This is a genomic window from Candidatus Accumulibacter propinquus (assembly GCF_056856495.1).
Genome location: NZ_JBSEHC010000005.1, coordinates 151,774 through 170,128 on the forward strand (window position 1 = coordinate 151,774; position 18,355 = coordinate 170,128).

At 61.7% G+C, this 18,355-nt stretch carries 16 protein-coding genes; all 16 read left to right on the forward strand.

What is annotated here, in order from left to right; translation table 11 throughout:
- Positions 1-12 precede the first annotated feature (12 nt).
- The 16 genes from AC15MQ_RS18345 to AC15MQ_RS18420 all read left to right on the forward strand — a co-directional run bounded on the left by AC15MQ_RS18345 (position 13) and on the right by AC15MQ_RS18420 (position 18,315).
- The gene (locus AC15MQ_RS18345) at positions 13-285 is read left to right on the forward strand and encodes an AtpZ/AtpI family protein (RefSeq protein ID WP_287668095.1); all 273 of its coding nucleotides are present in this window, start codon (positions 13-15) and stop codon (positions 283-285) included.
- Entirely contained in the window at positions 285-995 is a 711-nt protein-coding gene (locus AC15MQ_RS18350) for a F0F1 ATP synthase subunit A (RefSeq protein ID WP_287668093.1), read from the forward strand. Before AC15MQ_RS18345 ends, AC15MQ_RS18350 begins: the two co-directional genes overlap by 1 nt.
- On the forward strand, positions 992-1,258 hold the full coding sequence (locus tag AC15MQ_RS18355; RefSeq protein ID WP_015767151.1) for an ATP synthase subunit c family protein: 267 nt from the start codon (positions 992-994) through the stop codon (positions 1,256-1,258). Before AC15MQ_RS18350 ends, AC15MQ_RS18355 begins: the two co-directional genes overlap by 4 nt.
- A 9-nt stretch (positions 1,259-1,267) precedes the next feature.
- Positions 1,268-2,014 carry a F0F1 ATP synthase subunit delta gene (locus AC15MQ_RS18360; RefSeq protein ID WP_483080916.1) on the forward strand — a complete coding sequence of 249 codons (747 nt, stop codon included), beginning with the start codon at positions 1,268-1,270 and terminating at the stop codon, positions 2,012-2,014.
- Positions 2,004-3,497, forward strand: a complete 1,494-nt coding sequence (locus AC15MQ_RS18365; protein WP_483080917.1) for a F0F1 ATP synthase subunit alpha — start codon at positions 2,004-2,006, stop codon at positions 3,495-3,497. Before AC15MQ_RS18360 ends, AC15MQ_RS18365 begins: the two co-directional genes overlap by 11 nt.
- A 94-nt stretch (positions 3,498-3,591) precedes the next feature.
- Entirely contained in the window at positions 3,592-6,990 is a 3,399-nt protein-coding gene (locus AC15MQ_RS18370) for a helicase-related protein (RefSeq protein ID WP_483080918.1), read from the forward strand.
- A 3-nt stretch (positions 6,991-6,993) separates the two neighbouring features.
- Positions 6,994-10,332 (forward strand): Eco57I restriction-modification methylase domain-containing protein, encoded by a 3,339-nt coding sequence (locus tag AC15MQ_RS18375; protein ID WP_483080919.1) that lies wholly within the window; start codon positions 6,994-6,996, stop codon positions 10,330-10,332.
- Entirely contained in the window at positions 10,325-11,242 is a 918-nt protein-coding gene (locus tag AC15MQ_RS18380; RefSeq protein ID WP_483080920.1) for an AlbA family DNA-binding domain-containing protein, read from the forward strand. The genes AC15MQ_RS18375 and AC15MQ_RS18380 overlap by 8 nt, the downstream gene beginning before the upstream one ends.
- Positions 11,239-11,823, forward strand: coding sequence for an ATP-binding protein (locus tag AC15MQ_RS18385; protein WP_483080921.1), 585 nt, complete (start codon positions 11,239-11,241; stop codon positions 11,821-11,823). The genes AC15MQ_RS18380 and AC15MQ_RS18385 overlap by 4 nt, the downstream gene beginning before the upstream one ends.
- 21 nt (positions 11,824-11,844) lie before the next feature.
- Complete coding sequence (locus AC15MQ_RS18390) at positions 11,845-12,363, forward strand: hypothetical protein (protein WP_483080922.1); 519 nt, start codon at positions 11,845-11,847, stop codon at positions 12,361-12,363.
- 489 nt (positions 12,364-12,852) lie between these two features.
- Positions 12,853-14,058 (forward strand): AAA family ATPase, encoded by a 1,206-nt coding sequence (locus AC15MQ_RS18395; RefSeq protein ID WP_287655616.1) that lies wholly within the window; start codon positions 12,853-12,855, stop codon positions 14,056-14,058.
- The gene (locus AC15MQ_RS18400; protein ID WP_287665066.1) at positions 14,055-14,684 is read left to right on the forward strand and encodes a DUF4276 family protein; all 630 of its coding nucleotides are present in this window, start codon (positions 14,055-14,057) and stop codon (positions 14,682-14,684) included. Before AC15MQ_RS18395 ends, AC15MQ_RS18400 begins: the two co-directional genes overlap by 4 nt.
- Positions 14,668-15,522 (forward strand): F0F1 ATP synthase subunit gamma, encoded by an 855-nt coding sequence (locus AC15MQ_RS18405; RefSeq protein WP_287655685.1) that lies wholly within the window; start codon positions 14,668-14,670, stop codon positions 15,520-15,522. Before AC15MQ_RS18400 ends, AC15MQ_RS18405 begins: the two co-directional genes overlap by 17 nt.
- 296 nt (positions 15,523-15,818) lie before the next feature.
- Positions 15,819-16,625, forward strand: a complete 807-nt coding sequence (locus AC15MQ_RS18410; protein ID WP_483080923.1) for a ferric reductase-like transmembrane domain-containing protein — start codon at positions 15,819-15,821, stop codon at positions 16,623-16,625.
- Entirely contained in the window at positions 16,625-16,993 is a 369-nt protein-coding gene (locus AC15MQ_RS18415; RefSeq protein WP_332335650.1) for a cytochrome b5-like heme/steroid binding domain-containing protein, read from the forward strand. The genes AC15MQ_RS18410 and AC15MQ_RS18415 overlap by 1 nt, the downstream gene beginning before the upstream one ends.
- A gap of 206 nt (positions 16,994-17,199) precedes the next feature.
- Positions 17,200-18,315 carry a hypothetical protein gene (locus AC15MQ_RS18420; RefSeq protein WP_483080924.1) on the forward strand — a complete coding sequence of 372 codons (1,116 nt, stop codon included), beginning with the start codon at positions 17,200-17,202 and terminating at the stop codon, positions 18,313-18,315.
- Positions 18,316-18,355: the final 40 nt, after the last annotated feature.

An 18,355-nucleotide genomic window follows, 5' to 3' on the forward strand; every position in this document is an offset into this window, starting at 1 on the left:
TTGCAAGTCGTTATGAACGACGAAAGATGGCGTCGTGAGGTTTCCCGCGACAGCGAAAGACTCAAGGAGGCCGAACGGAGTCGGCGCTCGCTGCTCGCACAGGCTGTCTTCCTCGGCAGTCTGTCGGTGCTGTTCCTGGCGCCCTTGCTGGCAGGCGCTTATCTCGGGCGCTGGCTGGATAGCCTGGGTGAGGGGTACACGGTGCGGTGGACGGTGAATCTGATCCTCATCGGCCTCGCGATCGGCGTCTTCAACGTCTATCTCTTCATCCGAAAATACTGGTAATGGAAGCGGCAAGCGTTGTTTTCAGTCTGGGAGGCTTGCGGATCACCTCGACAGTGGTCACCACCTGGGGCATCCTGATGGCCTTCGGAATGTCCTGCTGGTTGGCGACCAGACGACTCTCGGTCGACCACCCCGGTCTTGTGCAAACCGCGCTGGAAGGTGTCGTCCAGTCGATCGAGGCGGCCATCGAAGGCGTGCTACCGGGTCGGGCCGGCCTGCTGCTGCCTTTCGTCGGCACCCTCTGGCTGTTCGTCGCTGTCGCCAATCTGACGGGAATCGTGCCCGGTCTGCATGCGCCTACCGGCAACCTGTCGACCACCGCCGCGCTGGCCTGTCTGGTCTTTGTCTCGGTGCACTGGTTCGGCATCCGCAGCGAAGGCCTGAAGAATTATCTGCGCCACTACCTGGTCCCCAGCCCGATCCTCCTGCCGTTTCATCTGCTCGGCGAGTTTTCCCGCACCATCGCGCTGGCGATGCGCTTGTTCGGCAACATCATGAGCCTCGAAATGGCCGCGCTGCTGGTCCTCCTGGTTGCGGGGCTGCTGGTGCCGGTCCCGGTGCTTATGCTGCACATCGTCGAAGCCTTGGTCCAGGCCTACATCTTCGGCACGCTGGCCCTGATCTACATCGCCGGCGGCATGCAATCCCACGCCGCTGCGGAGCACTGCGAAGAGCCCTCATCGAACGACACGAAAGGAAGCACCCTATGAGCGACATGCACTGGTTTGTCCTGGTCTCCACCGTGGCAGCAGCGCTGGCCATCGCGATCGGCATCATCTTCCCGGCCATTGCCATGGGCCGGGCGATCACGCAGGCGCTTGAAGCGCTGTCGCGGCAACCTGAGGCGGAGAAGTCGATCACCCGCACCCTGTTCATCGGCCTGGCGATGATCGAGTCGCTGGCCATCTACGTCCTGGTGATCGTGCTGATCATCCTCTTCCGCAATCCGCTGCTTGAATACCTCTTGAAGTAGGAGGCGGCGATGGGTCTGGACTGGACCACCTTTGCCCTCGAAATCATCAATTTCCTGGCGCTGATCTGGATCCTCAAGCGCTTTCTCTACCGCCCGGTGCTGGCGACCCTGGCTGAGCGTCGCGCTGGCATCGAGGGCTCTCTCAACGAAGCACGCGCGACGGAAGCACGGGCCGCGGCCCTGCAGCGCCAGTTTGAAAACCGTCTGGCGGACTGGGAGCGAGAAAAGGCGGCAGCCCGCAGCCAGTTCGATGCCCAGATGGCGGCAGAGTACGCGCGACAGATGGAGGCGCTGGACCGGGATCTGGCTGCCGAGCGGCAACGTAGCGCCGCCCGCGAAGCACACCGGCAGGAGACCCTGCAGCGCGAACTCGCCAGCCAGTCCGGCGCACTCGCCCGACAGTTCGCCAGTGCACTGCTGGCCCGGCTGGCCGGACCGGAGATCGAAGCACTGCTGGTAGAAATCTTCGTCGAGGAACTCTCGGCTCTACCCGAAGAACGTCTGGAGCCTTTGCGGGCGGGCCAGAATGGTCATGGACAAGGGGTGTTGAGCAGCGCCCACCCGCTCTCGGAGGAACAACGCCGGCAGATCTCCGGTGCCGTCGATGCCCGGCTGGGAAAGCTCGTCGACCTCGATTTCGTCGAGGACAGCGAGTTGCTGGCCGGCGTCCGGCTATCGCTCGGGGCCTGGCAACTGGATCTCAGTCTGGCCGGCGAACTGGGCGTTTTCGCGGAGGCAGGCGGGCTTGATCACTGAGCCTTCTGCCCCAAACCCTGGTGGCCGGCGCAGCCAGTGGCTGGCCGACTACCAGCCACGATTGCGGATCAGCGAAATCGGCAAGCTGGCAGCGATCGGCGACGGCATCGCCTGGATCGAGGGGCTGCCCTCGGCGGCGATGGACCAGATCCTGCGTTTCGAGAATGGCAGCGAGGCGCTGGTGTTTCACCTCGGCAGCAGGCGCATCGGCGGCATCCTGCTCGGTCAGGAGGATGGCCTCGCCGCCGGCGCGGCGGCCCACCTGACCGGACGGCGACTGGATATTGGCGTCGGTGACGGCTTTCTCGGCCGCGTGGTGGACCCGCTGGGGAATCCCCTCGATGGCGGTGCGCAACCGCAATTCAGCCGCCGACGCCCCCTCGAAGTCTCCTCGCCACCGATCACCGCCCGCGATTTCGTCAGGCGCCCATTGCTGAGTGGCAGCAAGATGGTCGATACCATGATCCCGATTGGTAAAGGCCAGCGGCAACTGATCATCGGCGACGCGGGCACCGGCAAGAGTTCGCTGGCCATGGACACGATCATCGCCCAGAAAGGGAGCGATGTTCTCTGCGTCTATGTGCTGATCAGCCAGAAGCGCTCGGCGGTAGTGAGCACCATCGAGACCCTGCGCCGGGCCCACGTTCTCGACATCAGCTGCGTCGTCGTCGCAGAGGCTACCACCACCCCCGGGCTCAAGTTCCTCGCGCCCTTCGCCGGCTGCGCCCTGGCGGAAGAATGGATGTGGAGCGGCCGCGACGTGCTGGTGGTGTACGACGACCTCACCACCCATGCGCGAGCCTATCGCGAGCTTTCGCTGCTACTGCGTCGCCCGCCGGGGCGAGAGGCCTACCCCGGCGATATCTTCTACCTGCACGCGCGCCTGCTCGAACGCTCGACCTGCCTGGCGGCGCGCTACGGTAGCGGTAGCATGACTGCCCTGCCGATCGTCGAAACCGAACAGGGCGAGATCGCCGCCTATATTCCCACCAACCTGATCTCGATCACCGACGGCCAGATCTACCTCGACCCGGCACTCTACGCGCGTGGCTTTCTGCCCGCCATCGACATCACCCGGTCGGTTTCGCGGATCGGCGGCAAGGCCCAGTTGCCGGCCATCAAGGCCGAGGCCGGGCGCATGAAGCTGGATTTCCTGCAGTTTCTCGAACTGGAGGTATTCACCCGTTTCGGCTCGCGGCTGGAAGCCGGCGTCGACGCCAAGATCCGGCGCGGCCGCTTGCTGCGGGAACTACTCAAGCAGGAACGCCTCGCACCCCTGTCGCCGGAACAGCAGCTAGCCTGGTTGGTGGCCTACAACGAGGGCGCATTCGACGCACTGGCGGGCGTGGCGATCCAGACACGGCTGGCGAGTCTGCTGCACAAGGCGTCGGCAGGGTGTCCCGGGCTGGCTGCAGGCCGGGACATATGGCGGGATGCCGTCGCCGGCTGGTTGCAGGAGGCGGGCGATGAGCCGCCGGCGTGACGTGGAATGCGCCCTGTCACGGCGGATCCTTGGTCGGCCGTGACATTTTTCGTGCTACCTTCCGTCGGCGAATCAAAGTAGGAATTTCCCGTCCATGCCTCGCATCTTCGACAACATCCAACAAGAACTGCTCGAAGCCTTACGAGCCACGCTGCAAGTCTCGAACCGGGCCGATTTTTGTGTGGGCTACCTCAATCTGCGCGGCTGGCAGGCCATCGATGACCTGATACAGCCCTGGCAACCGGCTAACGGCCAGGTTTGCCGTGTATTGGTGGGCATGCAACGCCCGCCTCACGAGGAGGTTCGGGATCTCTACCGCGCAGTCGCAGCGGACAACCTGATTGACCAAGGCACGGCGGCCCGGCTCAAGACCCAGTTCGGGGCCCACTTGCGCGAACAGATCACCTTGGGCATTCCCTCTGGCAAGGATGAGGCCGGCCTGCGTCGACTCGCCCGGCAATTGCGAGCGGGCCAGGCCATCGTCAAACTATTTCTGCCGTATCCACTGCACGCCAAGCTCTATCTGCTATTTCGCGACGACGTGAACAACCCTATCACCGGCTTCGTCGGCAGCAGCAATCTCACGCTGCAAGGGCTCTCCAAGCAGGGCGAACTGAACGTCGATGTGCTGGAACATCATGCCGCCCAGCGCTTGTCGGAATGGTTCGAAGAGCGATGGAAAGACCGCTGGGCCATCGACGTCTCGCAAGACCTCGCAGCCATCATCGAATCGAGTTGGGCGCGCGAAGCCAGCATTCCCCCGTATCAGATCTACCTCAACATCGCCTATCACCTCAGCACCGAGGCGCGCGCCGGTCTCAGCCAGTTCCGTTTGCCGGCACGCTTTGAGCAGGAACTATTCGATTTTCAGAAAAGCGCGGTGAAGATTGCCGCGCGCCATCTGCATCGGCGCGGCGGGGTGATGATCGGTGACGTCGTCGGTCTGGGCAAGACCATGATGGCAACCGCGTTGGCGCGTATGTTTGAAGACGATCTCGGCTACGAGACCCTAATCATTTGCCCGAAAAACCTGGAACCGATGTGGGAACGCTACCGCACTGAATACGGCCTGCGCGGCATGGTCGTGCCGATCAGCCAAGTCTCCAAACGACTGCCCAGCCTCAAGCGCTATCGTCTGGTGCTCATCGACGAAAGCCATAATCTGCGCAACCGAGAGGGGCGACGCTACAAAGCGATTGCCGATTACATCCGCAGTTGCGATGCGAAAGCAATTCTGCTCACCGCCACTCCCTACAACAAGACCAAGACCGACCTGTCGAGCCAGCTACGGCTGTTTATCGACGAAAAGGCCAACATCGGCATTCGACCCGAGCGGCACATGCGAAAACATGGCATCAGCGAACCCGAGTTCGAGCGCCGGCACCAGTGCAAAGCCAATTCGATTCTCGCCATTGAAAAGAGCGAAGAGTTTGACGACTGGCGCGAGCTGATCCGCCTGTACATGGTTCGACGCACGCGCAGCTTCATTATCGAGCACTACACGGCGGAAGATGACAACGGCCGCCGTTACATCGCCGACAACGATGGCGAGAAACGTTACTTCCCGAAACGCATGCCCATTTCGCTGAAATTCGCCGTCGACGAGGCAGACCCGGATGACCGCTATGCGAGGCTCTACTCGGCCGAAATGGTCGATCAGATCAATGCCCTGCATGTGCCCCGCTACGGCATGGGTTTGTATGTCGACCCGCTGGCGGAAAAGACCGCCACGGCCGCGGAGCGCAAGCTGATCGACAACCTGGGCCGCGCTGGCAAGCGGCTGATGGGGTTCTGCCGCACCAACCTCTTCAAGCGCCTGGAATCCAACGGCTTTTCATTCCTGCAATCGATCGACCGGCACATTCTGCGCAACCAGATTTACCTTTATGCCATCGAAAACGCGCTGGACCTGCCGGTAGGTGTGCTCGACGCCGGTTTGCTCGACCTGGGTCGGGTGGACGAAGACGCTGAAGGCCTGGAAGGCGACCCCGAAGATCTGCTCGACGGCTTGGTTGAACCCGTGGCCGAGGCGGACGCCGCACCCGACGGTCTGGCGCGCGCCAGGATCGTCTATCAGCAATATACTTGTGAATACAAGAAGCGCTTCAAGTGGATACGCCCCACACTGTTCAAACGGTCGCTTTCCGAACATCTGGCTGCGGACACGCAAGCCCTCCTTGATCTGCTGCGCGCGCACGGACGATGGGATCCACAACATGACCAGAAGTTGATCGCGCTGCAGCGTCTTGTCGAACGTACGCACGCCAAGGACAAGGTGCTGATCTTTACCCAGTTTGCCGACACGGCGCGCTACCTGGCACGGGAAGTGCGCCGCGCCGGCATTGCTCAGGTCGAAGTCGCCACCGGGGCCAGCGCCGACCCCTATGCGCTGGCGTGTCGCTTCTCGCCCAAGTCGAATAACAAGAGCGTCAGCAAGTCCGACGAGGTGCGAGTTCTCATCTGTACCGACGTGCTTTCAGAAGGCCAGAACCTGCAAGACAGCAATGTGGTCGTCAACTTCGACCTGCCGTGGGCGATCATCCGGCTGATTCAGCGCGCCGGCCGGGTGGACCGCATCGGCCAGCGCGCAGAGGAAATCCACTGCTACTCTTTCTTGCCCGCCGAAGGCGTCGAACGTCTCATCAACTTGCGTGCCCGCATCCAGCAGCGCCTGCTGGAAAACGCCGAAGTCGTGGGTACCGACGAAGCCTTTTTCGAGGACGACGACGCCAACACCATCCGCGACCTCTACACGGAGAAATCCGGTGTCCTTGACGATAGTGACGACGACGTCGATCTTGCTTCCTACGCCTGGCAGATCTGGAAACAAGCGACGCAAGACAAGCCTGAACTCGCGCACGCCGTCGAGTCCATGCCGCCGGTGGTGTACTCGGCGCGCGCCTTCGCGTTCGACGAGACTGCGTTGTCCTCACTCGGCGGCGATGCCGCGTGTGGTGGCACGCTGGTGTATGTGAAGTCACCCGAAGGCAACGACCACCTCGCCTGGATCAGCCCGGATGGCAAGACCGTCACCGAATCCCAGTTCGCCATCCTGCGCGTGGCTGAATGCGCGCCAGACACCCCCGCCGTGCCCCGTGCCGAAAACCACCACGAACTGGTCGCCGAGGGGTTGAAACTGGCGGTGCGCCAGGACAGGGCGATCGGCGGTGGCCTGGGTCGGCCCTCCAGCCCACGCCGCCGTGCCTACGAGCGCCTCAAACGCTATGCCGAAGCCCAGAGGCACACCCTGTTTCGCGACGAAGAACTGGAACGTGCGCTCGACGACCTCTACGCCCGTCCCCTGCTGGAAACTGCCTCCGACCTTCTCAATCGACTCATGCGCGGTGGCGTCAACGACGAGGAACTTGCCGGGGCAGTGAAGACCTTGCGCGAGGAAGGCCGCCTAACCTACACGGAAGAAGATGCACAGTTACGCGAGCCGCGCGTGGTGTGTTCGCTGGGGCTCATACCGGGCCAAGAAGCGGATCAATAAGTCATGCCCGATATAAACATTCAACTCCTGCGCCAGTTCAGTTTCCAGGCACTCTTCGTCGACATGGGCTGGGACTATCCCGGCCAGGGCGAGCCCTATCAGGTCGAACTGGACGGGCAACTCCATGCTCTAGCCGTGGTCGCGCACAAGCGCGGCGTCCAAATCCTGCACGCCTTGCCGGACCACGCGGGCCACATCCCGCCCTACGCCACTCGCCAGAAGATCGAACGCAAGATCACTGCCCAGGCACGCGAACACCTCATCGTCTTCACCGATGCGGAGCACAGCACGCAAATTTGGCAATGGGTTTCCCGTGCGCCAGGGCGACCCAATCAATACCGAGAGGTGCACTGGCGTGTCGGCGAATCCACCGAATTGCTGCGCCAGAAACTGTCCGCCATCACCTTCACGCTGGGCGAGGAGGAAACTCTCTCGGTGCTGGGCATTGCGGCGCGGCTGCAAGCCGGCTTCGACCGCGACAAGGTCACCAAGAAGTTTTACGGGGAGTTCGAGAAACAGCGCAAGTCCTTCGCCGAGTTCATCGCGGGGATCCCGGACACTGGAGAAGACCTGCGCTGGTATACCGCCGTACTCATCGACCGCCTCATGTTCCTCTGGTTCTTGCAGGAAAAGCGTTTTCTGGATGACAAGAAGGATTACCTGCAACAGCGCCTGATGGACCACGTGAACGCACAACACGCCATCAGCTTCTACCGACGTTTCCTCTGCCCACTGTTTTTCCGTGGCTTCGCCGAGGAGCGCACGGAGGCCAACCGTGCCACCATCCGGGCCGAGTTTGGCGACGTGCCCTTTCTCAACGGTGGCCTTTTCGCCCGGCACGAACTGGAGCAACGCCACTGCGCGGCCCTGGACGTCGCCGACGCCGCTTTTGAAAAGCTGTTTGCCTTCTTCGCCCAGTGGGATTGGCACCTGGACGACCGTCCGCTTGAAAAGAAGGCAGGCAAAGCGGATAAGCGCGACCCGATCAATCCCGACGTGCTCGGCTACATCTTCGAAAAGTTCGTCAACCAGAAACAGATGGGGGCCTACTACACCAAGGAAGATATCACCGAGTACATTGGCAAGAACACCATCATTCCCAGCGTGCTGGCCAAGGTACGCGCCGAACATCAGGGCGCCTTCGACGCCCTGGCCTGGCCACTGCTCCAGGAAAGCGGCGATGCCTACCTCTACCCCGCCATGCTCAAGGGCGTCGATCTGCCTTACCCCTCGGAAATCGCCGCCGGTCTGGACACCCAGGCCCCAGATCTGCTGACCCGTCGCAATCCCTGGAACAAGCGCGCCAACGACGCCGCCAGCCTGCCGACCGAAATCTGGCGCGAAACCATCACCCGCCACCAGCGGACACGCGAGATTCGCGCCAGGATCACCGCCGGCGAACTGCGCGATGTCAGTGACCTGATCACCTGGAACCTCGATATCCGCCAGTTCGCCCAGGACCTCATCGAGCGCTGCACCGACGCGGCCCTGCTCAAGAGTTTCTGGTTCACCCTGGCCGGGCGACTGCCGCGCAAGAGTCACGAGAAATTCCGCCATGGCCTCTCGGTACTCGACCCGACCTGCGGCTCGGGCGCCTTCCTATTCGCCGCGCTGAATATCCTGAAGCCACTCTACGACGCCACCCTGCGGACCCTGCATGCGGTGCGTAGCGACGCCCTGATCGCTGGTGAAAAGACCCACCCGGAAAAATGGGCCGAGGTGGACGAAATCCTCACTCGCTTCGCCACCACGCGCATCGACCGGGAACAGGACTACGCGGTCATCAAGCACATCATCGTGCACAATCTCTACGGCGTAGATATCGAGGAACAAGCCACCGAAATCGCCAAGCTCCGCCTGTTCCTGAAACTGGTGGCTCTACTGGAACCGGGCGACGCTATCGAACCCCTGCCGGACATCGACTTCAACATCCGCCACGGCAACACGCTGGTGGGTTACGCCAGCGCCGACGAAACCGAGCGCGCGGTCATGGGCAAGACCCAAGGCAATCTGTTCAACGATGCCTGGGAAGACATTCGCATCCGGTTGTGCGCCGTGGAACAGCAGTACAACAATTTCCAGATTCAGCAGGTTCAAAAGGGTGGCCACATCACCGCCCAGGACAAGCAGGCTTTGACCGACACGCTATATGAGCTGGAAGAGACCCTGAACTACCACCTGGCCCGCGAATACGGGGTAGACCCGAACAAGACGAAAGGGTACGACACCTGGAAAGCCAGCCACAAACCGTTTCACTGGTTCGTTGATTTCTATCCGCTGATGGCGGCGGGTGGGTTTGATGTGGTGATTGGGAATCCGCCTTACAAGGACTTAAAAAGCGGTGGCGCTGAAGACACGCGCGGGTACACGACCATTGGAACAAAAAACCTCTACCCACTGTGTTTTGAACGCTCCTTGAAAATTGGCGGTCAGAAATCAAGGATTGGGCTGATCGTTCCTGTTTCGTCGATATCAACGGAAGGGTATAAATCGCTGCAAGCTCTAGTGTTTATGCGGAATGGGCATTTGAGTTCATTTGATGATCGCCCATCGCGTCTTTTTGATGGCCTTGAACACATCCAGCTTACTATTCACCTGTTGGACAACAATGTTGTTGCCACGCCACAGATATGGGTGACTGATTGCCGCAGGTGGTCGGCAGCTGAGAGAGAAATTCTCTTTGCAACAATGTCTTATTCGCGCCCGCCGGAGCATGCATTACCGCATACCATACCAAAGATCAAATCTGCACTTGAAGCTGACATTTGGTGGAAAGTAAGTCAAATGAAACGCCCCTTGGTGACATGTCTTTCTACTTCCGGAAGGTACTCGGTCAATTATTCTCGCAAGGTGCACAATTTCCTGCAAGCTATTGATTTCATCCCAGAGGTATCTGGCTCTGACGGAATACTAAGACCACCAAGCGAATTGAAGCCGTTGCGTTTTGCTTCCCGTGAGATCGCCTCTTTGGTACTTTGCGTTCTTAATTCATCTCTATTTCGCTGGTATATCCAGGTGTTTACTGATTGTCGGCACGTCAATAAGCGTGAGGTAGACAACTTCCCGCTTGTAACGGATATTGCTCAGACGCCGGATGGTAGCTGGCTGTCCTTTGCCGACAGCCTAAGCAAATCGCTGAAATCGAATAGTGAGTTTCGCTCAATGAAATTCGCACATGATCATTTGCGGGTGCAGTGCATTATTCCAAAGCATTCAAAGGCTATTATCGATGATATTGACGGTGCTTTAAGTTACCATTTTGGCCTAACTGAAGAGCAACTTGATTTTTTGGTCAACTACGACATCAAGTACCGCATCGGCCAAGGCGACGACGATGCTTGATCTCACCCCCACCCAAGCCGCGCCGCGCATCGCCACCCTGCTGTCCACGCCGGAGACTCGCACCCTGGACTTCAAACGCATCAGCGCCAGGCATGGCCGCATGATCGAAACGGTGTGTGCGTTCGCCAATTCCGAGGGTGGTCTGCTGGTTATCGGCGTGGGGGACGCCAAGGATCTGAAGCCGGGATCCAAGCCGCCGTCGCGCCTGTTCGGGATCGAGGAAAACCCTGAGGCCTTTGACGATTTCCGCCGCCAGGTGATGCAGCGCTTCTTGCCGCCCGTCGAGCGCCTGCACTGGTTGCGTCTGCCCTGCACCTTGCACAACGGTAGCCCCGGCCACATCGTCATGCTGCGCGTGGAGAAGAGCGACCACGTGCATTCGGTGCTCGGCGACGGCACATGGACCCGCATGGATGCGAGCAACCGCGAGTTGAATGCCGGCGAAATCGCGGAACTGGCCTACCGACGCGGGGTGCGCAGCGCGGTGAGCGAAACGGTGCCGATCGCCCTGGACCTGCTGGAAACCGACACCTGGCGTACCTTCGTGGCGGCACGCGGCCTCAGGAGTGGCGACTTCCCGGATCAATTGATGCGCATCGGCCTGGCCGCGCGCGCCGGCGGCGAGGTCTTGCCTACCCGCGCGGCGGTGCTATTGTTTGCCGACGAGCCAGGGGGTTTGCTGACCTCCTACGATACCCGCGCTGATATCCGCGTCATGGTGTACGACGGCAAGGCCGCCGTGCCCGGCGCGACGCCCAACCTGCGCAAGGCGCCGAAGACGGCTCGCGGCCCCTTGATCGAACAGATTGACATCGCGGTGAGGATGGTGCTGGACGAACTGGCACAAGGCCTTACCCTCTCGGGTAGCGGTTTCAAGGCCAGACATGTCTACCCGGAGAGCGTGTGGTGAAAGAGGCCATCGTCAACGCGGTCATCCATCGCGACTACCGCCTCAATCGCGACATCTTCATCCGCATCCTCGACGACCGTATCGAAGTCGAAAGCCCCGGCGTTTTTCCCGGTCATATCACTGAAGCCAACATCGCTCGCGCCGGGTCGAAAGCGCGCAACCCGTTGCTGGCCCAAAACCTGCGGGAATTTCCGGTAGCTCCGAACATCGACGCTGGCGAGGGCGTCAAAATGATGTTCGCCGAAATGGCCGCCGCCAAGCTCTACCCACCGCAGTACCGACAGAATACCGGGACTGCGGTGGAGAGCGTAACGGTGACGCTGTTGAACCTGGAACGTCCAAGCGCCTGGGACGAGGTGAGCGACTGGCTTGACCGGCACCGCTCCATTGCCAATGCCGACCTCTGCCGCATTGCGAAAGTGGATACGCTCAAGGCATCCAAAATGCTTGCTGCCTGGCGAGAGCAGGGTTTGCTGGTGCCCCTGCCTGACCGGGCCAAGCGCAACATGGCGTACAGGAAACCCGTCGAGGAACCGGACTTGTTATCTGAAGGTATGGATAACAAATCTGCGGACGATTGATTTTCCTAATAATTCAATACGATGCCTGAAGCGTTATTCACTACTTGGTTTCTGGAGGATGGAGCGCAAGGGATCGGTGAGCAGACATTGGTCTCGCGCCGCCTGACCGCCTTCTTCGCCTCTCGAAAATGTCCCGGAAGCGCCATCCGGGCCACGATGGACTGGGCTGTGGAGCAGGCCCGCAAGAAGACGCCGCTGATCGGCGGTTTCCAATCTCCACTGGAACGATCAGTCCTGGAGATTGTCCTGGCTGCGAAATCACCGGTGGTGATCGTGCTGGCGCGAGCTCTGGACAATGCACGTCTGCCCTTGCCATGGCACACCGCCCTGAACGAAGGCTGCGCCGTTGTCGTAAGTATGGCCCCAGCCAGCCAACGCTTGTCGGAGGCGATTGCGACGAAGCGCAACCACAGGATTGCCAGCCACACCAGCCGCATTGTGCTGGGCCACGTCGACTCGTCAGGCCTTCTCGCCGGGCTCGTGGAGCAATGGCGAAGGGACGGAAAAACGCTCGAGGTTCTCCCCCCATGCCGTTCGTAAAGCGCGTCTATCTGCTGTTTGTTTTCTCACGCTCAGGAAAAGAAAGACGATTTAACGATCAATTCACTCGCAATCAATGGCTTGCAGTATGTGTTGTTATCTGATGAGTTGCCAAAATCCCACTCTTCTGACCACATCAGCACGAATCTCGGGTGTGCAACCGCGCTACCTGGGGCTGGGCGCGGCTTGGCGCTACCGTAGGGGCGAACGTGAGGATAGGCTACGCCCGGGTCTCGACCAAAGATCATGCCCACGGTCTCCAGATTGATGCCCTGCTTGCCGCTGGTGGGCAAGCAGGGCGGGTTGCCGCCACCGGCCGGTTGCGGACGGAGGGCGATGAGCCACCGGCGTGGGATAACCAGAAGGCTGGAAGCCCTGTCCGATACATTATCAGCCGCAATGTGCGGAACCGGGGGGAGCTAGGAGTGGCATCAGCCGAGCGCAGCGAAGCTTCGCTTCAACCCGCACTGAACTTGAAGGGGCAAGACAATGATTGACCCGGTTTTTCTCACGCGTGTGGTCCTGCGCAACTACAAGAGCATTGGTTACTGCGACGTCCGCCTCAACCCGCTCACCTATCTGGTGGGGGCCAACGGATCGGGCAAGAGCAACTTTCTGGACGCCCTGCACCTGGTACGGGACGCTCTGGCCGGTTCTCTCGACAATGCCCTGAACGAACGTGGCGGATTGAACGAGGTCCGGCGGCGCTCCAGTGGTCACCCGACGAACTTCGGCATCCGACTGGAGTTCGCGTTGAGCAACGGGCAAGCCGGCCACTACGCTTTCAACATCGGCGCGCTGGCGGGACGCGGCTACGAGGTACAAAGCGAGGAGTGCGTACTGGGCAGTGTCGGCAAGGGTCCGTTTTTCCGTATCGAACGCGGCAACCTCAAGGCGAGCAGCGAGACGACCTTTCCAGCGGTAACCGCCGATCGTCTGGCGCTGGTGGCCGCGTCGGGGATGGCGGTCTTTCGCCCGGTGTTCGATGCCCTGACGGCGATGGGTTTCTACAACCTGAATCCGAAGTTGATGCGCGAGCTGCAGAAGCCGCAGGAGGGGCGCTTGCTCAAGCCCGTGGGGGAAAACATCGCGAGCGTGATCGGACATCTGGAACGGGTCGCCGCCGACAGGCTGGAGATCATCCAGGAATACCTTCAGACGGTTGCGCCGATGGTTCACGGCGTCGAGCGCAAGCCGATCGGGCCGATGGAAACCCTGGAGTTCCGCCAGGACATGGCTGGGGCAAAACATCCGTGGCGATTTCCGGCACAGAACATGTCTGACGGCACGCTGCGAGCGCTTGGCGTGTTGACTGCGCTGTTCCAGGGAAACCGCGATTACGCGCCATCGCTGGTGGGTATCGAGGAACCCGAAACGGCGCTGCACCCGGCCGCCAGCGCGGCCTTGCGCGAGGCGCTTGCGCGCGCCTCGCAAGACACCCAGGTCATCGTCACGAGTCACAGCCCAGACCTGCTCGACGATCTGTCCTTGAGTGCCGACACCTTGCTGGCAGTGGTTTCCGAGGGCGGGGAAACGCGCATCGCACCGCTGGACGAAGCCGGGCGCATGGCCATGCGCGACCAGCTTTTTTCGGCTGGAGAGCTCCTGCGGCTGAATCAACTGGCGCCTGATCGGGCGGTACTTGCGGCCCAGGCACAGGAACAGGCTGATCTGTTTGGCGAGGTCGAGCCATGATTGCCGTCGCCGCGATCGTCGAGGGCGCCGGCGAGGTGGCCGCGCTGCCGATTCTGCTGCGACGGATCAACGCCTGGCGTACCCCGGATGTCCATTTGCAGGCGCTGCCGCCGATTCGCGTTCATCGCGATCGATTCCTGAATCGGGACGATGAATTCCGCCGGCACTTGCTGCTGGCAGCCGCAAAGTGTGGCGAAAGCGGCTGGATTCTCGTCCTGCTCGATGCCGATGATGCCTGTCCGGCTGAGTTGGGGAAACAGATTCTCGAGCGAGCAACTGCATACGTTCCACACCGTCGGGTGTCGGTCGTGCTGGCCAACAGGGAATACGAGGCCTGGTTCATCGCCGCAGCTGAATCGCTCGATGGCCAACGCGGTTTCGCATTCAAGCCTGCTGAAGCGATTGATGCCGAAGGTCCGCGCAACGCCAAGGGGTGGATCACGGCGCGCATGTGCGGCGGCAGTTACGGAGAAACGACCGACCAGCCGGCTTTTTCGGCGCGCATGGACCTGCAGCAGGCATTCGCCCACAGCCGATCTTTTCGGAAGCTTTGCAGCGAGTGGGCAAGGCAGATGCCCTTTACATGTGCAGGGTTGCGGGAGGCGGGCGATGAGCCGCCGGCGTGAGATCGCCAGGCGGCTGGACGCCCTGTCCGATATCGGCGGCATCTTGTCGGCGATGAAAGGCCTGGCACTGATGGAAACCCGCATCCTGAGCGATTTCCTCGTCAGCCAGCAACGCATGGTGTCAGGGATCGAAACGGCCGCCGCCGATTTTCTGGCCGGACACGCCGAGTTTGTCGACGAACCGCTGCCAGGGCGGGAACTCTGCGTACTGGTGGGTTCGGAACAGGGCTTCTGCGGCGATTTCAACGAAGCGCTGCTGGCGCGCATGCAGGCACTGTGTCAGGACAAGGAGGCGCTGGTTCGTTGGCTTGTCGTCGGCAGCCGTCTGGCAACTCGAATCGGCGAATGTGACTGCGTCGATTTGGCACAGCCGGGGGCCATTGTCGCCGACGAAGTCCCGGCCGTCCTGCTGCGCTTGACGCGCGAACTGAGCGGCTTGCTGGCCCGTGAGGAGTACGCCGGTTACGGGCTCTCGGCCCTCTATCATGGTGATGCCCCTGGCGATATCCGCATGCGTCACTTGCTGCCCTTGCGCGACCTGCCTGCTCCCGAGCGGACGTATCCTTACCCGGCGGAACTGAATCTGCCTCCCATCGAGTTCCTGCGCGAGCTGACCGGGCATTATCTGCACGCGGTACTGAACGAAGTGCTGTACAGCTCGCTGATGGCCGAGAACCAGCAACGGCAGGCGCATATGGATCGCGCCCTGCAGCGGCTCGATGAGGACAGCGCACGGCTCAGACTCCGCTACAACAACCAACGCCAGGAGGAAATCACCGAGGAAATCGAGATCATCCTGCTCTCGGCCGACATGCTCGGCGAAGCCGAGCACGTTTAGGTGGCAGACGGTTTTCGTTGTTTCATCTCCGGTCTTGGTGGTTGCTGGCCTGGAGCTCAAACGGGCCAATTGCCACCGAGCGACTGGCACTGTCTGCGCAGGTTCGCGTCGACAATTACGTAGCCTGGCCGCAGATGCTTCAATCGGTTACCGAAGTGGCCAGTCAACAGGGAATCGCCCATGTCACCTTTCAGCCAGAAAGCGTGGCAGGGTCGCTTCCCGTTCGGTTCGTTCCTCGCTGATTCAAGCTGTCTCGCCTCGTTTCAACAAGACCAAATGCACTGTGTGCGGCAAGTATGTTTTCGAGCGCTACCTTCGCACCAGGGATGGTCAGCCTGCAACTCGGGATCGACGAACCGGTGCTGCCGATCCTGGCGCTGGCTGTTTTGTTCCTGGGATGGCGGCTGATCGGCGAGGATTCCGGACTGGCAGCGCGACCGTTCCTCGTGCAATCGGCCACGCCGGTGGCCGACGAAATGGTCGAGATCACCCTGAAACCGCTGGCAGAGCCCATTGCCGTGACGGCCGGACAGTTCGTGCTGGTGGCGTTCTTCGCCGGGCCGACGTTCCGGGGTTGTGGCGAATTTCATCCGTTCACCGTCAGTGCGATCGGTGCCGACGGCCAAATCCGGATCGGCGTCAAGGCTCTGGGAGACTGCACGAGACGCCTTCAGGGCATCGAACCGGGCGTGCCGGCACGGGTGCATGGCGCGTTCGGCACCTTCCTGGCCGAACGGCCCGCGGCCGCGCAACTGTGGCTGGCCGGCGGCATCGGTATCACGCCGTTCCTGGCACTGCTGCGAGCTGGTCCGCTCAGCCAGCCGACCACGCTCGTCTATCTCCACCGCTCACCGGCCGATGCCGCCTTCCTGGAGGAACTGCGTGTGCTGGCCGATGGCGATCCACAACTCTCGCTGCAGGCCCTGGCAACCGGCAGTGCGCCAGCGGATCTCGATTCGCTGCTGCCCGTGGCACCCGCGCTGGCCGGAATCGAGTGCTATCTGTGCGGCCCGCCGGCGATGATCGCCGCCGTCAGACTGTCGCTGCGCAAACGCGGCGTCACGCCGCGCCACATCCATTTTGAAAACTTCGGATTCAGGTGATGCGCCGTCTGTACCTGTCCGCTACCCTGATCTTCTGGCTGCTGGTGTCGGCCTTCTGGGCCGGCAGCGTCTGGCTGCCACGCAGCGACGGGGGCGTCGCCGACGCGCCGGAAAGAGTGATCTCGACGGCAGAGCTCGCCCGGCACGCGCTTGCCGAGGATTGCTGGATGGCGATTCGCGGCCAGGTGCATGATCTTGGCGCCTACCTGCCCGAACATCCATCGCGACCCGACATCGTTCTGCCCTGGTGCGGCAAGGAGGCGACCGAGGCCTATGAGACCAAGACCAGGGGGCGCCGGCATTCCGCCGCTGCCGACGCAATGCTGGCCAGCTATCGGATCGGGATCCTCGCGACCGACAAACCCTGACCGTTGGGTTCCCGGCCGCCTCGCCCGCAACGGAGATCCCCCGGCAATCCGGTCTACCTTGTCGGGTCTGGGGCGAAGTGGCGTTCTTCCGCCGGCTCAGCACGCTGATCCGGGCCGCGCTCCCTCGCCGCAGCCGTCCACGCCCTTGATTTTCTTGCCCCCGTGGCGTACGTTTTGCCCGACCTCACGAGCCGGGAGCACGCGTCATGACCACCAACATCAGAATCTTCCTCGCCTCGTCCGCGGAACTCAAGGAGGACCGCAACGAGTTCGAGATCTTCATCAATCGCCAGAACAAGGACTGGGTCCAGAAGGGCGTCCTTCTCGAACTCGTGCTCTGGGCGGATTTTCTCGACGCCGTTTCGCCGATGCGGCTGCAGGACGAGTACAAGCGCGCGATCCGCGAGTGCGACCTCTTCGTGATGCTCTTCTTCACCAAGGTCGGCCGCTACACCGAGGAAGCGTTCGAGACCGCTTTCGGACCATTTCAGGCCACCCGCAGGCCCTTCCTATTCACCTATTTCAAGAGCGCGCCGAACACCGCGCCGAGGGCCGACCTGCAGACCTTGTGGGCGTTTCAGGACAAGCTCCAGACCCTCGGACACTTCCAGACCGAATACCGGAACGCCGCCGAGCTCAAGATGCATTTCAGCGAGCAACTCGACAAGCTGGCCGCCAACGGCTTCATCGAATTCACACCTGCTTCAGACACTACGGACACTACCGCCGCGGTCGCCGGCAGCGGCCAGCAGGCCACGCTCACCGGCGACGGCGCGATCGCGCAAGCACTGGGTGCGACAGCCCTCGGCGCCGGCAGCGTGCATGTCGGCGGCAGCAACACCGGCACCATCAACACCCGCACCATCAACGCCGGCACGCAGATCGGCGGCGACCTCGTCCACGGCGACAAGGTGCTTGGCGACCGGAGCGGCCAGCAGGTCGTCCATACCGGCGGCGGCAACTATTTCGGTGGCAACGTCGCTACCGGTGGTGGCCATTTCGCCGGCCGTGACCAGACGATCACCTCGGCAGTCACGGCGCGCGAGCTGGAAGCGCTGTTCGCGCCACTGCTGGCGGTGCTTGCGCAAGCCGCCCCACCGGCCAGGCAGGCGGAGGCTGCACAGCAGGTCCAGGAACTCAAGGCCGAAGTCGCCAGGGGCCAGCAAGCCGACGACAGCCGCATCGGCCGCCTAATCGACGGCCTGGCGGCGATGGCACCCGCCGCCGTCGCCTCGGTTCTCAGCACCTTCGCCACACCGATTCTCGGCGGCATCGCCGGCCCGGTCACGAAATTTGTTCTCGACCGCCTGAAAGGCAATTGAATTGCAAGCGCCCCCTGCCAGCGAAGGGTGCCACGATGAC

Coding starts and splice junctions, on each gene's coding strand:
- AC15MQ_RS18345 (WP_287668095.1), top strand. CDS start 13: ATGAACGACGAAAGATGGCGTCGTGAGGTTTCCCGCGACAGCGAAAGA.
- AC15MQ_RS18350 (WP_287668093.1), top strand. CDS start 285: ATGGAAGCGGCAAGCGTTGTTTTCAGTCTGGGAGGCTTGCGGATCACC.
- AC15MQ_RS18355 (WP_015767151.1), top strand. CDS start 992: ATGAGCGACATGCACTGGTTTGTCCTGGTCTCCACCGTGGCAGCAGCG.
- AC15MQ_RS18360 (WP_483080916.1), top strand. CDS start 1,268: ATGGGTCTGGACTGGACCACCTTTGCCCTCGAAATCATCAATTTCCTG.
- AC15MQ_RS18370 (WP_483080918.1), top strand. CDS start 3,592: ATGCCTCGCATCTTCGACAACATCCAACAAGAACTGCTCGAAGCCTTA.
- AC15MQ_RS18375 (WP_483080919.1), top strand. CDS start 6,994: ATGCCCGATATAAACATTCAACTCCTGCGCCAGTTCAGTTTCCAGGCA.
- AC15MQ_RS18380 (WP_483080920.1), top strand. CDS start 10,325: ATGCTTGATCTCACCCCCACCCAAGCCGCGCCGCGCATCGCCACCCTG.
- AC15MQ_RS18390 (WP_483080922.1), top strand. CDS start 11,845: ATGCCTGAAGCGTTATTCACTACTTGGTTTCTGGAGGATGGAGCGCAA.
- AC15MQ_RS18395 (WP_287655616.1), top strand. CDS start 12,853: ATGATTGACCCGGTTTTTCTCACGCGTGTGGTCCTGCGCAACTACAAG.
- AC15MQ_RS18400 (WP_287665066.1), top strand. CDS start 14,055: ATGATTGCCGTCGCCGCGATCGTCGAGGGCGCCGGCGAGGTGGCCGCG.
- AC15MQ_RS18405 (WP_287655685.1), top strand. CDS start 14,668: ATGAGCCGCCGGCGTGAGATCGCCAGGCGGCTGGACGCCCTGTCCGAT.
- AC15MQ_RS18410 (WP_483080923.1), top strand. CDS start 15,819: ATGTTTTCGAGCGCTACCTTCGCACCAGGGATGGTCAGCCTGCAACTC.
- AC15MQ_RS18415 (WP_332335650.1), top strand. CDS start 16,625: ATGCGCCGTCTGTACCTGTCCGCTACCCTGATCTTCTGGCTGCTGGTG.
- AC15MQ_RS18420 (WP_483080924.1), top strand. CDS start 17,200: ATGACCACCAACATCAGAATCTTCCTCGCCTCGTCCGCGGAACTCAAG.